The sequence below is a fragment of the Paenibacillus elgii NBRC 100335 genome, from assembly GCF_004000865.1.
Classification (GTDB): Bacteria; Bacillota; Bacilli; order Paenibacillales; family NBRC-103111; genus Paenibacillus_G; species Paenibacillus_G elgii.
Map to the genome: position 1 here is coordinate 38,040 of NZ_BIMB01000008.1, position 14,033 is coordinate 52,072.

A 14,033-nucleotide genomic window follows, 5' to 3' on the forward strand; every position below is an offset into this window, starting at 1 on the left:
GAGCCACAACCAAAATGCAGGTGACGGAGGATGCGTTTCTTCAAATCAACCAGAGCCGGAAGGTTCGGACGCAGCGCTGCTGAAAAGCGGGAGGCCAATCGGGCCGGCTCACCATCGCGGGAAGCCGCGCCTTTAAGCCCGGACATGGAGCTTAATTTGGAACACATTCGGGCGGTGACGGGAAACAGCCCGGATCTGATCATACGGACGATCCGCATCGGAGCTTCAGGAACGATAAAAGCGGCGGTCATTCATACCGACGGGCTGACGGACAAAGAAATCATTACCCGGTTTCTGGAGTCGTTCATGCTGCATGCCCGCGATCCGGCGCTATTCCGGGATTTGGACGGGACCGAGAGCACAGGGACTCCGCTGCAAATGCTTGAAGATTTTACCTTAACGCTCAGTTCGGTAACGGAAATCGAACATTTTGACGCATTGTTCGACAACCTGTTGTCCGGCAATATGATCATTCTGATTCATGGGTTCGCCAAAGGGCTGTCCGCAGATACGAAGGGCTGGGAAGACCGCGGCGTCCAAGAGGCTTCCGTACAATCCGTTGTACGCGGGCCCCGGGAATCGTTCTCGGAATGTCTGGGTACCAACATTGCCTTAATCCGGCGAAAAATCAAAGATCCGAAGCTATGGATCGAGTCCAGGTCGATCGGCCGGGTGACAAAGACGAACGTCGCTTTGGTGTACATCAAAGGCATTGTCAACGACAGCATGGTTGAGGAAGTGCGCAGCAGGCTGGACCGCATTGATATCGACGGTATTTTTGAGAGCGGGAATATCGAGGAGCTGATTCAAGAGAAAACGATTACCCCGTTTCCGACGATGTATAATACGGAACGCCCCGACTCGGTCGCGGCGAATCTTTTGGAGGGCCGGGTGGCGATCGTTGTGGACGGGACGCCGTTTGTGCTGGTCGTGCCGGTCGTATTCGCCCAATTTTTTCAGTCTCCTGAAGATTACTATCACCGGTCGGATTACGGGATTATTCGCATTCTCCGATACATTTCCCTGATGATTGCGCTGCTCGCTCCCGCTTTATTTATTTCCGTCACTACCTTTCATCAAGAGATGCTGCCGACCACGCTGATGACCAGTATCGCGACGCAGCGGGAAAGGGTGCCGTTTCCGGCAGCCATCGAAGCGTTCCTGATGGAGTTTACGTTCGAGCTTCTTCGCGAGGCGGGCATTCGGATGCCCAGAGCGATCGGCCCCGCGATTTCCATTGTAGGGGCGCTTGTGCTGGGAGAAGCGTCGGTCAGGGCCGGCCTGGTATCCCCGGCCATGGTCATCGTCGTATCGATTACGGCCATTGCCAGCTTTGCCTTTCCATCGTTCGCTATGTCCATTCCGATCCGGATTTTACGCTTCGCCTTGATGGGATTGGCCGCATCCTTCGGTCTTTTCGGCGTGTTTATCGGACTGACGGTGCTTAACCTGCATTTGTGCAGCCTGCATTCGTTCGGAGTTCCTTATATGGCGCCTTTTGCCCCGTATATTCCAAGCGACAAGAAAGACGCCATATTCCGGTTCCCGTTGTCCGCGATGCGGAAACGGCCGGTCCTTATGCAGAGTCCGAATCCGGTTCGGCAACATTCAGTCCCATTTGAGCCGGATGCTCATGATCGGCGGGAGGGCGGGAGAGGTAACCCATGAAGCATAACGTGTCGGTGGTTTGCGTTTTATGCTTGCTGCTCGTCCTGACCACGGGCTGTTGGAGCCGCCGCGAGCTGAACGAGCTGGCGATCGTTACAGGCATTGGCATCGATAAGCTCGATAACCAATACTTGCTGTCGCTCCAAATGCTCAACATGGGGCAAGCGGGGAGCGAAGCTCCGGGGGGCGGGGGCGGCTCGAGTTTGCCGGTGACGACGCAGTATATAAAGGCGGATTCGCTCTTTGAAGGCTTTCGCCGTTTGACGACAAAGCTTCCCCGCAAGCTGTATTTCTCTCATATCCGTGTTCTTGTATTTAGCGAAACGCTTGCGCAAGAAGGACTTCGGGATATCCTTGATCTGTTTGTGCGCGATCATGAAATTCGCCCGGATTTTTTCCTTGTCGTGACCAAAGGCGTCGAAGCCAGGGAAGCGATGAGCCAGATCGTGCCGATCGAGCAGTCGCCTGCTACCGCCTTGCTGAAAAACTTGGAAATTTCCGAAAAAAACTGGGCTCCCACCGTTGCCATTACGTTGGACGAGTTTATTACAGATCTAATGAAAGTAGGCAAGGAAGGAGTGATGACCGGGCTGCAATTGAACGGGGATCCTCACAAAGGCCAGACGGATGCGAATTTGAAAACTGTTCACCCCCGCAGCAATTTCCGGTTTTCAAGTATTGGGGTGTTCAAAAACGACAAACTGGTTGGCTGGCTGAATGAGGATGAAGGCCGGGGCTTCAGTTATATTACCAACCGAGTTAATGCCTCGGTGTTTGAAGTGCCGTGCGATTCGGGAGGAAAGGCGGCGGTCGAAGTTCTTCGCAGCAGCACGCACTTAACAGGAAAGGCGCCCGGTGGGGAACCGGTAATTACCGTCGGAATCGCGATGGAAGGTAATATCGGAGAAATCTCGTGCAGGGAGGATTTATCCAAGCCTGAGACGATCTATGCGTTCGAACGCAGAGCGGAGCAGGTAATTGACGGCTTTATCCATAAAGCAGTCCGCAAAGGCCGGCAAAGCAGCAGCTCCGACATCTTCGGATTCGGCGAGGCGATCCACCGCTACGATCCCCGGAACTGGAACCGGTTGAAGGACGATTGGGACCGTCATTTCATGAGCGTCAAAGTAGACACCCGAATCGACGTCAAGCTGCGCAGAACGGGCAAGGTGGGACAATCGTTCATCGACAAAATGAAATAAGGAGGAGCGTTCGTTATGTGGAAGATGCTGCTCGTCCTATTGGTCGCAGCTGCGATTGTTGCTATCGAATGGCGTTCCTTGATGGAGAGGAAGCAGAAGAGAGAGCTGTGGACGTTCTTTCTGCTGTGCCTCGCCGGAACAAGTCTGGGCGTAGCGAAAGCGCTGCAGCTCAACATCCCCAATCCGTTGGACTGGATCTCCGCACTGTACAAGCCGCTGAGCAACCTGATATACGGCGGCTCGGCTTAAGCTCAAATCGTCTGTCGAGGAAATGGCAGGTGGAACCGTATGTTCGATAACGACAAGATCAATACCCATCAATTTACGCTGCTTGTGATTTTATTTGTTGTCGGGGATGCGCTGTTGTACGTGCCTTCGTGGTTAGCTTCCTCCGCCAGGCAAGATGCCTGGCTGGCAGCCGCTCTCGTATGCGTCGAGGGCTTGGCGATCGGTTGGCTGTACACGGCGCTGGCCAAACGGTACTTTCCGTCAACGCTGATCGATCTATGCCGCTCCGTCCTCGGCCGATGGGCGGGAACGGCGGCGGCCTGCTTCTTCGTCAGTTTTTTTATGGTTGATATTTCCATCATGCTGTATGAAATCGGGGACTTTATCACGACACAGATGATGCCGGAGACCCCGATTGAGGTCGTCATTCTGCTGTTCACCGGCGTCATCGTATTAGGTGTAAGGCAGGGTGCGGTTACGCTGAGTCGCTCGTCCGAATTGGTGTTTCCTTCGTTCGTGCTGCTTTATCTGATTCTGATCTTGTTTATTTCCCCGCAGATCAGACCGGAGAATGCCCAGCCGATGTTGAGTGAAGGGATGAAACCGATTATCGAAGGGAATTTAAGATTTTTCGGGAATCTGGAGGAAAGCGTCATTCTGCTCATGTTGTTTCCTTTCGTCCGCAACGCGGGTAGAGGGGCGAAAGCTTTTATGACGGGCCTGGCTGCCGGTACGGTCATTCTTACCGTATTTTCCTCGGTTTCCATTTTAGTGATGGGTAGCGATATGACCGCTTTGCTGGCCTATCCGAGCTATGTGCTGGCACAGAAGGTTGCTGTCGGCAAGTTTTTGGAGCGGATCGAAGCCATTATGGCGTTTATTTGGTTCATTACCGTTTTTGTCAAAATTTCCGTCTGCTTTTATGCCGCTTCCTATGGGATAGCGCAGATCGTAAAGCTGCCGAGGTACCGTCCGGTCACACTGCCGCTTGGCATGATTTGCTATGTGCTGGCGCTGGTGTTCGTTCCGAACCGGCCGTATTTTGACCATTTTGCGACGAAGTTCTGGACTCCTTACACACTCACCTTCGGGTTGTTTCTCCCTTTGCTCATGCTCGGAGCGGCCTGGCTGCGCAGATTGCCCGGGAAGAGATGAGGTGAAGAAATGGACAATCGCATGATTCGGGTGGACGAATACCGCTCGCTTAATTTGTCGATGGGCATGTGTCTGGTGCCTTTTGCGCTGCTCATTTATCTAAATGTGAGCTACGAGCAGACATGGGATTTTAGGGTGCGGCCGTTTTTTTCATTGACATTTGCCTTGTGGCCGGCGGTTCTGAAGCGTTATGCAAAAAATGGTAGGTGAAGCGCGGACAATTCGTTATAATGGGAGCAGATACCAAGGAAGGTGGCTGCACATGCTCTCAAATGTACCGGTAAGCTTCGCTTCGCTTCAATTTCGTAAGACCGCTGAGGAGGACTTGGAGTTTGTATTAACGACGGAGCAGCATCCCGCGAATACGCCATTTATCATTTCGTGGACCCCGGAGCAGCACCGGGAAACCATACACAGCAGCGATAAGCTGCATCTCCTCGTCGAAACGCCGGACGGCAGGCCTGTCGGCTATCTGATTCTCGCCGGATTGACGAGTGCGAACCGCTGCATCGAGCTGGTCCGTATCACCATTGCCGATCAAGGGCGGGGGTACGGCAAAGCATCGATCCGGTTCGTTCAGAACTACGCGTTCAAGCACTTGAAGGCTCACCGTTTGTGGCTGGATGTCAAGGAGCATAACGCAAGAGCGAAGCAGCTTTACGAATTGTCGGGCTTTAAGACGGAAGGAATGCTGCGGGAATGCATTCGCACGAACGGCGGGTACGAATCGCTGATCGTCATGTCCATGCTGGAGCGGGAATATGAAGAGCATGGCGCCGGATGAAGCAGCATGAAACCATTTGGAATAGACGCGGCGTTGCATATTCCGGACCTTGGTGTCCGCCTAAAGTCTGAACCATCAGGCTTTATTGCATATATTTCCTTTAATTGGGCATATTAACCGGGATCGTCCAACCCGGAGGCCTCGCGGATGAAAAAGTACGCTTTTAACGAAATTACGCTTTGGCAATATATTTTTCTCATTTTCACCTCGGAAATTGGTATAGGCGTCCTCCCGTTTCCTTCGAATGTGGCCCGGTATGCGGGGACAGACAACTGGATATCGGTCATCTTGGGCTGGGTTCTGATTACGGCCGCGAGCTTGTTTATCATCCAAGCCATGAAGCGTTACCCGGACGGCACGCTGCTTGATCTGCTGACGAACTATGGGGGCAAATGGGCGGGGATTGCCGGCGCGATCGTCGTCGCTCTCTACTTTGCTTTTTTCTCGTACGTCGTTTTCTCCCGGACGGTAATCTTCGTCAAAGCATGGCTGCTGCCGCAAACGCCGGAGCTCATGCTCGTCATAACGCTAATCATTCCATTCTGGTTCATTGGCCGCAGCGGAGTCCGGGTTCATGGCAGATTTGCGGAGTTCGTTGTCTTGATCTGCTGCTGGATGCCTTTGATTTTTATCGACGTGCTTCGTGACGCCGAATGGCTTCATCTGCTTCCCGTGCTTAAGGAAGGGTGGGGACCGGTGCTGGAGGGAACGCCGGAGATGGTGTTCACTTTTTTGGGCTTTGAAATGACGTTTGTGCTGTATCCGTTTCTGCAAAATAAAAATCGGGCGGCCTTTGGGGTGATTGCCGGCAATACGCTGGCCCTGCTTGTCTACTTGCTGATGGACATTACTTGCCTGGTGTTCTACAGCCCGGACGAGATCCTGCAATACAACGAGCCGGTGATCAGCTTGCTGAAGGTGGTCGAATTTCCTTTCGTCGAACGCTTTGAAATCGTGTTTCTCGCGTTGTATCTTTTACTTATCGCTCTGACGTGGATTCCTTTTACGTACTGCAGCATATACTCCACGAGCTGGATGCTGGGCAAACCGGACCATCGTCCGCATCTGTTTGTGTTTTTGCTGCTGCTTGTTGTTTCTTATGTCTTTTATCAGCCGACGTTTCGCGCCAACGACAAAATGATCGAATGGATGGGCAAATTCGGACTAGGCTTTGCCATTGTGTTTCCATTTGTGCTGTGGCTGCTTGTTGCGGCTATCGACCGATACCGGAGAACGAAGACCGGTTAATTGACAATGATAATCTTTATCAATATTATAAAATGGTAAGTTTATCTAGGGGAGTGATCCGGTTGTTTATTGAAATGAAAACGATTATCGTCAAAGAAGGAACCTCGGATCTGGTCGTTCAGCGCTTCAGCGGAGAGGGAGCCATTGAAAAATCCGAAGGCTTTATCGATTTAAGCGTGCTTGTGAAGAAGGTGAGAAAAGGCGACGAAGAGGTCATTGTGATGATTCGCTGGGAGTCTGAGGAAGCGTGGAAAAAATGGGAGACCAGCGAGGTTCATCTCGAAGGTCACCGGCAAGCAAGAGGCAAGCCGAAGCCGGAGCATATTCTCAGCTCAAGCCACGGAAACTACGAAGTGAAAACGGTCAAAGGGCCGTATCGGCAGCAAGCGCAAGCGTGACGGGCCCGCTCCCGTCCGTTCTATCGATTCGGAAACGAAGCCTTCGGTTTAAGCCCGTCATGGGGCGCCGGAGGCTTTTTTGCTGTCCATATGCTGGAAGGCATCCCTCTGGACAATTGAAGCGGGCTCCATTACAGTAGAGAGGAATGACTTGACAAAAGGGGTACGGGAAATGAAAAGCAAGCTCAAAAAAGTATTACTGCCTGCAATGGCGCTAAGTCTGACGATCATGGCACCCGCTATTGCAGAAGGACCGACTCAAGCGGCGGGCCAGCGGCAGCTGCCGGAAGAAATCGCCTTCCAAATTCCGACGAACAATTATTGCAGCGCGGATAAGTCTCTGGATTTTTCGTTCCAATTATCCAATGCCGGCAGCACGCCTGCCGATATTACGGTGTCCTTCTATCAACAGGACGGCACCAAGCTTACGACGGAAGGCACGTCCTACCAGGAGATCGGCTCCACGATTATCCCCGGCAAGCCTTTTACGCTGAAGGGCTATGCCACAGGGCTGTACCATATTAACTTTGGCAACCATCTCCAGTGCAGCGAGCGCGTATATCTGGGGAGAATTTTCGTCAACTCGGGCAAAGCCTCGCTGCTTGCGAGAGGCTGGGTGAATACGAACGGAGCGGTTCAAAACGTTGAAGTGAACGGCAATCAGACGTTCGAGCTTGCCGCCGTGCCAACGGCAGCCGAAGCGGCAGCAACCAAAGCGGAGTAGATCAATCAAGTCAGTCCATAGAGGAGCGTCGGTTTCATTCGGGAGCCTGACTCCTCTTTTTTTTGTATTATTTTTTCCCTCTTCAGAATAGGAAACGTATGGTAAAGTAGATAGATCGGCGGAAGCTATCGGGGGGATACGTTATGGGTGCCAATTGGGATGACGAAAGCATCGCGAGGGAAGCTTTAAAGCAATTCCCGGTTCATGGGGAGCGGCTTGTTTACTTGGGGAAGAGCGATAATGTGACCTTTCAGGTGAAGACGAAGCAGGAAAGCGTGAACTATCTGATGAAGCTGCATTATGCTGCAATAGGAAGTCATTCCAAAAAGACCGTCGAATCGGAGCTGCTGTGGCTCGAAGCGTTAGCCGCGGATACCGGTTTGACGGTACCTTCTCCGGTAAGAAACCGGGACAACGGGCTGACCGTAGAGGCAGCGGTCAACGCATCCGGGAAAAGCGTCGTCGTCACGCTGCATCGGTGGGTGAATGGCGAGCTTCTGGACAGGGAGCCGACAGCCGGAGAAGCTCGAAGTCTGGCGCAGCTCATGGCCGTGCTGCACAAGCATGCGATGGAGTGGAACGCTCCCGCAGGGTTCACCCGGCCGGCGTATGATACGGACAACGTCTTGTCGCTGCCCGGTCCGTTAAAGCAGCTGCAGGAGCTGAACGTCATTTCGGACGAAGCATATGCTTGCCTGGAGCGGACCGCGCATAAAATCGCCGCCGAGCTGCGGCTGCAAACGGTAACCAAGCCCACTTGGGGACTGATTCATTCGGATCTGCACGAAAGTAATTACGTCTTCGATCAGGGCATACCGAGGCCCATCGACTTCTCTGCGTGCGGCTTCGGCTTTTACCTGTTTGACGTGGCTGAAACGTTCCTGCATCTTTCGCCGGAGAACCGGCGCGAATTTTTGTCCGCCTACCGGGAGGAACGGCAGCTGCGGGAGATCGATGCGAAGAGCCTGGACCTTTTTTTCGTTTGGGCGATTCTGCGCAATTTCGCTTTTCTCGCTCAGAACCCTGCGGAGCATGCGTCGCTATCCGAGCTTATTCCCAAGGTGATGAAAAGCTACTTTGAAAACTATCTGAAAGACGAACCGGTTCTAGGAGGGGGTTAACATGCTGCTGTTTGAAGCGATCAAAAACCGGTCGATGGCGGCGCTCGAAGCCGCAGCGTCCGCGGACGATCTGAACGGGCAGGACAAGTTCGGCCGCACTCCACTGCATTATATCATTACGCAAAAGGCGCCAATGGAGATGTTTGCTTTTATCCTCGCCAAGGGAGCCCATCCGCAGCTGGAAGACAAGCTCGGCTTAACGGTGCTGGAAAAAGCGATCAAATTCGGAAATAAGCAGGCGGTGGAGCTGCTGGTCGCACATGGCATCGAACAGGACCATCCGAAGGGCATTACGCATACGCCTTGGTTTAAGGCGAGACATCATCCCGAAATTGCGGATCTGCTGCTTGGCGCGAAAGGGGCTTTCCGGTTAACGCTGACGGAGGCGGAAAGCGAGCTCGTCGATTCTCTGCTCTATTCGGAGAACGAGGAGCGCATGGCCCGGCTGCATCTCTTGAACACGCCGGAGCTTCTGCACGCTTTTGTGCTGGGATTTAATTGGGACGACGATTTGGAGCCGATTGAGGCGATTGTGCGGCACCCGGAGTGCCGGGAAGCGACGGCTTACGAAATATACGATCTTGCGGACGGAGACTACTGGCTGGAGCGCGAGAGGATCGAGGATGAGTACGAGCGGCAGTACATCGCGTTAATCCGTTATACGCTGGAGAGATTTCCGCAGTTGAAGCACACCTAAAGGAGAAGGCAGAACCATGAGGGAGAGAGTAAAAGGATGGATCGGGCGCTGGGACACGCTGCTGAAGCGCCTTGCAGCGCAGGGCGCAACGGTGTGCGAATGGGTCGTCGAGCCGGAAGCGGACGAGGAACGCGTGAGGGAAGCGGAGGCGCGACTCGGGATCGCGCTGCCGCCGGCCGTGCGCCGGATCATCGCCGAAGGAGCCGGAAAAGTTACGATTACCTGGTATTTTGCTGAAGAGACGCTGTCCCCTTTTGAATCGTCCGGTGAACTGGCGTGGAGTCTCGATGCGTTCGAATGGCCGTATTTCGGCGACGACGAGCTGGAGGAGGAGAAGCGATATCTTGCTTTTCATGTAGCCGGCAACGGGGACTATGTGCTGCTTGATCTCGAAGGCTATCCGGACGATCCGCCGGTCGTCAGCTGGGGACATGAGACAGGCGAGTTTCTGCTGCTGGCCCCTTCATTCACCGAATTTGTGGAGCGGGTCACGGAGCTGGCTTTGGTTGGCGCCGAGGATAGCGCGTACGAGCCGTTTTGCGGGCCGGACGGTCTGGATGTCGACGGGCCGAACGCGAAGGAGTGGAAAACTTGGTTGGACCGCTATTTGACGCTTACGCTGGAGGCGGCGGCGAAGGAGCTGCCGCTGCTCATCGACTATATTACGTTTCATGAAGCGGAGGAGGCGGGGGTGCGCGAAGCTCTTGCGCGCTATAAGCCTGCCGACGTGCTGGACGCGTGGCTGGTCAGGCTTGAGCGGGAGACGTACCGGGGTAACCGGGATCGGCTGCTTGGTTACATAGGGAAAACCGTCGGCGAAGCGGCGGCGGATTGGGTGCGTTCGCTCTGGTCGGACCGGCCTCCGGTTGACGTGTCGAACTATAGCAGAGCGTATTTGTCGGCATGCTGCCTCCCGGGGCGCGAAGGGCTGGAGCGGGTGTTGGCCCGGCTGGAGCAGGAGGCACAGAGCGGCAAAATCGATGGCTACAGCGCCAATGGCTTGCTGCGGTATTTCCACAGCCGGGACGTCATTCGGTGGGCGGAGTCCCACGTTTCGTTTCCGTTCGGAGGCTGGGACGAGCTGTTCGCGGCCTCCGTGCCGCACTGGGAGGACGTCTGCCGCTGGCTGGACGGGCATGAGGCCATGCGGCAGACGGCGCTGTCCGCACTCGGGAGGCTGTTCGCAAGAGGGGAAGTTCCGGAGGGCGAGCCGGATCGCAGTGAAATCATCCGTCTGCTGGATAAGGCCGAGCAGGAAGCCGTGCTGAAGAAGGAAAAGGAAGCGGTTCGGCGGGTAACGGCGCATTTGGCCGATTGGCGGTAACGGAGGCAGGACGAATGTAATGCCCGCGATTAGCACGGTTGACATTTGGCTGAAACTGGTGTACAACTGTAATAATTGAATTCCCTTTTAAATTCATTGACGAGAACGAGTACGCTAATCCCTTGTTCCCCAGAGAGTTGGCCCTGTGCTGAAAGCCAACGTTCAAGAATTAGCCGAACATCCTCTCCGAGAAGGAATGCTGAAGCTTCAGTAAGCAGCCCCGGGATCCCGCCGTTACAAGGGACGCGTATGATGGTACGTCGTAGAGGTGCCGCGGGGTCATGTTTCATGATGGTTGCTGCGGAACAAGGGTGGTAGCGCGAGAACAAATCTCGTCCCTTACGGGGCGGGATTTTTTTGTTTTTCAAGAAGAAAGGATGAGACCTGTGAGAAAAGTCGACGTGAAAGAAAAAGCGAGAGTCCGCGAGCTTCGCGTGCTGGAGCAGTGGAGACGGGACGAAACGCACCGCAAATCGATCGAGAACCGGGCCGGACGGCCGAATTTCGTGTTCTACGAAGGGCCCCCGACAGCCAACGGTTCGCCGCATATCGGGCATGTGCTCGGGCGCGTCGTGAAAGATTTTATCTGCCGCTACAAAACGATGTCCGGGTACCGCGTCGTCCGCAAAGCCGGCTGGGACACGCACGGACTCCCGGTCGAGCTGGGCGTCGAGAAGCAGCTCGGCATCTCGGGCAAGCAGGAGATCGAGAAGTACGGCGTGGCCGAATTTGTGGAAAAATGCAAAAGCAGCGTATTCGAATACGAGAAGCAGTGGCGGGAGCTCACCGAAGCGATCGCGTATTGGACGGATATGGACCATCCGTATGTGACGCTGACCAACGAATATATCGAGAGCGTCTGGCACCTTTTGTCTGTAATCCACGGCAAAGGGCTGCTGTACAAAGGCCACCGGGTCAGCCCGTACTGTCCGGACTGCCAAACGACGCTCAGCTCGCATGAAGTGGCGCAAGGATATGAGGATGTCAAGGACTTGAGCGCCACGGTAAAATTCAGAAGCAAGCGCGGGAACGAAATCTTCCTCGCCTGGACGACCACTCCGTGGACGCTGCCGTCCAACGTGGCGCTTGCCGTGAATAAAGACATTGACTATGCGAAGGTCAAGTATAACGGCGAAGTGTATGTCGTCGCGGAGAAGCTCGCCGAGAACGTGTTCAAGACGGACTACGAAGTTGTGTCTGTGCACAAAGGATCGGAGTTCGTCGGCACCCCTTACGAGCCGCCTTTCGGCTATGTCCATCCGGGCAAAGGGCATATCGTCGTCGATGCCGACTACGTGAGCGATACGAGCGGGACCGGTATCGTGCATACGGCTCCTGCGCATGGGGAGGACGACTACCGGACGACCCGCAAGCACGAGCTGGATTACGTCAACCTCGTGAACCTGGCCGGCCGCTACACCGAGCAGGTGACGGAATTTGCCGGACGTTTCGTCAAAGATTGCGACGTCGATATCGTAAAAAGCTTGTCCGAGCGCGGCCTGTTGTTTTCCAAGGAACGTTACGAGCACAGCTACCCGTTCTGTTGGCGCTGCAAATCGCCGCTGCTGTACTATGCGATGGAAAGCTGGTTCATCCGGACGACGGCGGTCAAGGACCAATTGATCGAGAACAATCGCAAGATCAATTGGTATCCTTCCCATCTCCGCGAAGGGCGCTTCGGCAAGTTTCTCGAAGAGCTTGTCGATTGGAACATCAGCCGCAACCGCTACTGGGGGACACCGCTGAACGTTTGGGTATGCGGGGATTGCGGACAGGAGCATGCGCCGGAAAGCCGGAAAGAGCTGCGGGAGCGGGCGATTCAGCCGCTTGACGAGAGTCTGGAGCTGCACAAGCCGTACGTTGATGAAGTGAAGCTACGTTGCACCTGCGGCGGCACGATGGAAAGAACGCCGGAAGTGATCGACGTCTGGTTCGACAGCGGCTCGATGCCTTTTGCGCAGTACCATTACCCGTTCGGTGACGAGCAGTTGTTCCGCGAGCAGTACCCGGCGGATATGATCTGCGAAGGGATCGATCAGACGCGGGGCTGGTTCTTCAGCCTGCTGGCTGTCTCGACGCTGTATAACGGTCAGTCGCCTTACAAAGCCGTTATTTCAACCGGACACGTGCTGGACGAGAACGGGCAAAAAATGTCCAAGAGCAAGGGCAACGGCATCGACCCTTGGGAAATCATCGAAGAGTTCGGCACCGATGCATTCCGTTGGGCGCTGCTGGCCGACAGCGCGCCGTGGAACAGCAAGCGGTTCTCCAAGCAAATCGTTGCCGAGGCCAAATCGAAGGTGATTGACACGATCCATAACGCGCATGCGTTTTATGCGCTGTATGCCGCGATCGACGGCTACAAGCCGGAGGAGCACCCGCTGCGGACTTCCGCGAACGAGCTGGACCGCTGGATTTTGTCGAGGCTGAACAGCACCTTGCGTCAGCTCGTGAAAGGGCTGGACGACAACGACTTCCTGAATCCGGCGAAGCAGATTGAGGCGTTTGTCGACGAGCTCAGTAACTGGTATATCCGCCGCTCCCGCGACCGTTTCTGGGCCAGCGGCATGACCGAGGATAAAGTGTCCGCGTACCAGACGCTCCGCGAAGCGCTCTTGACGCTGGCCGCCATGATCGCGCCCTATGCGCCGCTTATTGCCGAAGACATCTATGGCAATCTTGGCGGCGAGGGAAGCGTTCATCTCGCGGATTACCCGAAGGCGAGCGATTCTGCTGTGGACCCGACCCTTGAACGGGACATGGAAACCGCACGGCAAATCGTCGAGCTGGCGCGCAGCGTCCGGAACGAAACCGGGATCAAAACACGCCAGCCGCTGGCGGAGCTGATCGTTTCGCTGGACCGGGACTTCCATCTGAGCCGGTACGCGGATATCGTCAAAGAGGAGATCAACGTTAAGGACATCCGCATCGAGCAAAGCGACAGCGGGTTCGTGGACTTCAGCTTGAAGCTGAATCTGAAGGTGGCCGGCAAAAAATACGGCAAATTTGTCGGTCCGGTGCAAAGCCGTCTGAAGCAGCTGTCCGCCGCAGAAGCGAAGCAAGCCGTCGCCGCGGGCTTCCTGGATGTGGCGGTCGACGGAGAAACGCTTCATCTTACGCTCGACGAGTTGCTCGTGGACAAACAAGCGAAAGCCGGCTTCGCCTCCGCGTCCGGCTACGGGATCACCGTTGCTTTAAATACGGCGATCACGGAGGAACTGGAGCAGGAAGGGCTGGTCCGGGAGGTCGTCCGCGCCGTTCAGGATACCCGTAAAAAGCTTGAGCTGCCGATCGAAAAGCGCGTCGCGCTCGTGCTCGACGTCGATCCGCAGCTTAAGGAAGCGCTGGAGCGGTTCGATCATGTGCTGCAGGACAACGTGCTGCTGTCCGGCGTCCGGTATGCCAAGGAAGCAGGGATGGAATCCGTTTCATTAGGAGAGCGCACGATCGGTCTGCGTATTGAATAATCCCGCTGCTGTTGCTT

At 55.0% G+C, this 14,033-nt stretch carries 13 protein-coding genes and 1 other annotated feature; all 13 genes read left to right on the top strand.

From position 1 onward, the window contains the following. Window positions 1-30 precede the first annotated feature (30 nt). The 13 genes from PEL01S_RS08070 to ileS all read left to right on the top strand — a co-directional run bounded on the left by PEL01S_RS08070 (window position 31) and on the right by ileS (window position 14,016). Complete coding sequence (locus PEL01S_RS08070; protein WP_063915731.1) at window positions 31-1,668, top strand: spore germination protein; 1,638 nt, start codon at window positions 31-33, stop codon at window positions 1,666-1,668. Next, on the top strand, window positions 1,665-2,870 hold the full coding sequence (locus PEL01S_RS08075) for a Ger(x)C family spore germination protein (protein WP_127459967.1): 1,206 nt from the start codon (window positions 1,665-1,667) through the stop codon (window positions 2,868-2,870). Before PEL01S_RS08070 ends, PEL01S_RS08075 begins: the two co-directional genes overlap by 4 nt. A 15-nt stretch (window positions 2,871-2,885) precedes the next feature. Further along, a complete protein-coding gene (locus PEL01S_RS08080) occupies window positions 2,886-3,119 on the top strand; it encodes a hypothetical protein (RefSeq protein ID WP_063184698.1) in 234 nt (77 codons plus the stop codon). 39 nt (window positions 3,120-3,158) lie between these two features. Then, window positions 3,159-4,253 carry a GerAB/ArcD/ProY family transporter gene (locus PEL01S_RS08085; RefSeq protein WP_063184697.1) on the top strand — a complete coding sequence of 365 codons (1,095 nt, stop codon included), beginning with the start codon at window positions 3,159-3,161 and terminating at the stop codon, window positions 4,251-4,253. A 9-nt stretch (window positions 4,254-4,262) separates the two neighbouring features. After that, window positions 4,263-4,463, top strand: coding sequence for a hypothetical protein (locus PEL01S_RS08090; protein ID WP_063184696.1), 201 nt, complete (start codon window positions 4,263-4,265; stop codon window positions 4,461-4,463). A gap of 52 nt (window positions 4,464-4,515) precedes the next feature. Further along, entirely contained in the window at window positions 4,516-5,037 is a 522-nt protein-coding gene (locus PEL01S_RS08095; RefSeq protein WP_063184695.1) for a GNAT family N-acetyltransferase, read from the top strand. Window positions 5,038-5,184: 147 nt separating this feature from the next. Next, window positions 5,185-6,285, top strand: a complete 1,101-nt coding sequence (locus tag PEL01S_RS08100) for a GerAB/ArcD/ProY family transporter (protein ID WP_127459968.1) — start codon at window positions 5,185-5,187, stop codon at window positions 6,283-6,285. A 62-nt stretch (window positions 6,286-6,347) separates the two neighbouring features. Next, window positions 6,348-6,683, top strand: a complete 336-nt coding sequence (locus PEL01S_RS08105) for an antibiotic biosynthesis monooxygenase family protein (protein WP_063184693.1) — start codon at window positions 6,348-6,350, stop codon at window positions 6,681-6,683. Between the two features lie 172 nt (window positions 6,684-6,855). After that, the gene (locus PEL01S_RS08110) at window positions 6,856-7,407 is read left to right on the top strand and encodes a hypothetical protein (RefSeq protein ID WP_127459969.1); all 552 of its coding nucleotides are present in this window, start codon (window positions 6,856-6,858) and stop codon (window positions 7,405-7,407) included. A gap of 143 nt (window positions 7,408-7,550) precedes the next feature. Next, a complete protein-coding gene (locus tag PEL01S_RS08115) occupies window positions 7,551-8,528 on the top strand; it encodes a phosphotransferase enzyme family protein (protein WP_127459970.1) in 978 nt (325 codons plus the stop codon). 1 nt (window position 8,529) lies between these two features. Continuing rightward, the gene (locus PEL01S_RS08120; RefSeq protein ID WP_127459971.1) at window positions 8,530-9,225 is read left to right on the top strand and encodes a DUF4274 domain-containing protein; all 696 of its coding nucleotides are present in this window, start codon (window positions 8,530-8,532) and stop codon (window positions 9,223-9,225) included. 16 nt (window positions 9,226-9,241) lie between these two features. Continuing rightward, complete coding sequence (locus PEL01S_RS08125; protein ID WP_127459972.1) at window positions 9,242-10,549, top strand: SMI1/KNR4 family protein; 1,308 nt, start codon at window positions 9,242-9,244, stop codon at window positions 10,547-10,549. An 87-nt stretch (window positions 10,550-10,636) separates the two neighbouring features. Beyond that, window positions 10,637-10,892 (top strand) — a binding site (T-box leader). A 43-nt stretch (window positions 10,893-10,935) separates the two neighbouring features. Further along, window positions 10,936-14,016 (top strand): isoleucine--tRNA ligase, encoded by a 3,081-nt coding sequence (gene ileS / locus PEL01S_RS08130; RefSeq protein ID WP_127459973.1) that lies wholly within the window; start codon window positions 10,936-10,938, stop codon window positions 14,014-14,016. Window positions 14,017-14,033 lie beyond the last annotated feature (17 nt).

Bases quoted from the DNA above. Each gene is read 5' to 3' on its own strand.
- PEL01S_RS08070 (WP_063915731.1), top strand. From the start codon at position 31: ATGCGTTTCTTCAAATCAACCAGAGCCGGAAGGTTCGGACGCAGCGCT.
- PEL01S_RS08075 (WP_127459967.1), top strand. From the start codon at position 1,665: ATGAAGCATAACGTGTCGGTGGTTTGCGTTTTATGCTTGCTGCTCGTC.
- PEL01S_RS08080 (WP_063184698.1), top strand. From the start codon at position 2,886: ATGTGGAAGATGCTGCTCGTCCTATTGGTCGCAGCTGCGATTGTTGCT.
- PEL01S_RS08085 (WP_063184697.1), top strand. From the start codon at position 3,159: ATGTTCGATAACGACAAGATCAATACCCATCAATTTACGCTGCTTGTG.
- PEL01S_RS08090 (WP_063184696.1), top strand. From the start codon at position 4,263: ATGGACAATCGCATGATTCGGGTGGACGAATACCGCTCGCTTAATTTG.
- PEL01S_RS08095 (WP_063184695.1), top strand. From the start codon at position 4,516: ATGCTCTCAAATGTACCGGTAAGCTTCGCTTCGCTTCAATTTCGTAAG.
- PEL01S_RS08100 (WP_127459968.1), top strand. From the start codon at position 5,185: ATGAAAAAGTACGCTTTTAACGAAATTACGCTTTGGCAATATATTTTT.
- PEL01S_RS08110 (WP_127459969.1), top strand. From the start codon at position 6,856: ATGAAAAGCAAGCTCAAAAAAGTATTACTGCCTGCAATGGCGCTAAGT.
- PEL01S_RS08115 (WP_127459970.1), top strand. From the start codon at position 7,551: ATGGGTGCCAATTGGGATGACGAAAGCATCGCGAGGGAAGCTTTAAAG.
- PEL01S_RS08120 (WP_127459971.1), top strand. From the start codon at position 8,530: ATGCTGCTGTTTGAAGCGATCAAAAACCGGTCGATGGCGGCGCTCGAA.
- PEL01S_RS08125 (WP_127459972.1), top strand. From the start codon at position 9,242: ATGAGGGAGAGAGTAAAAGGATGGATCGGGCGCTGGGACACGCTGCTG.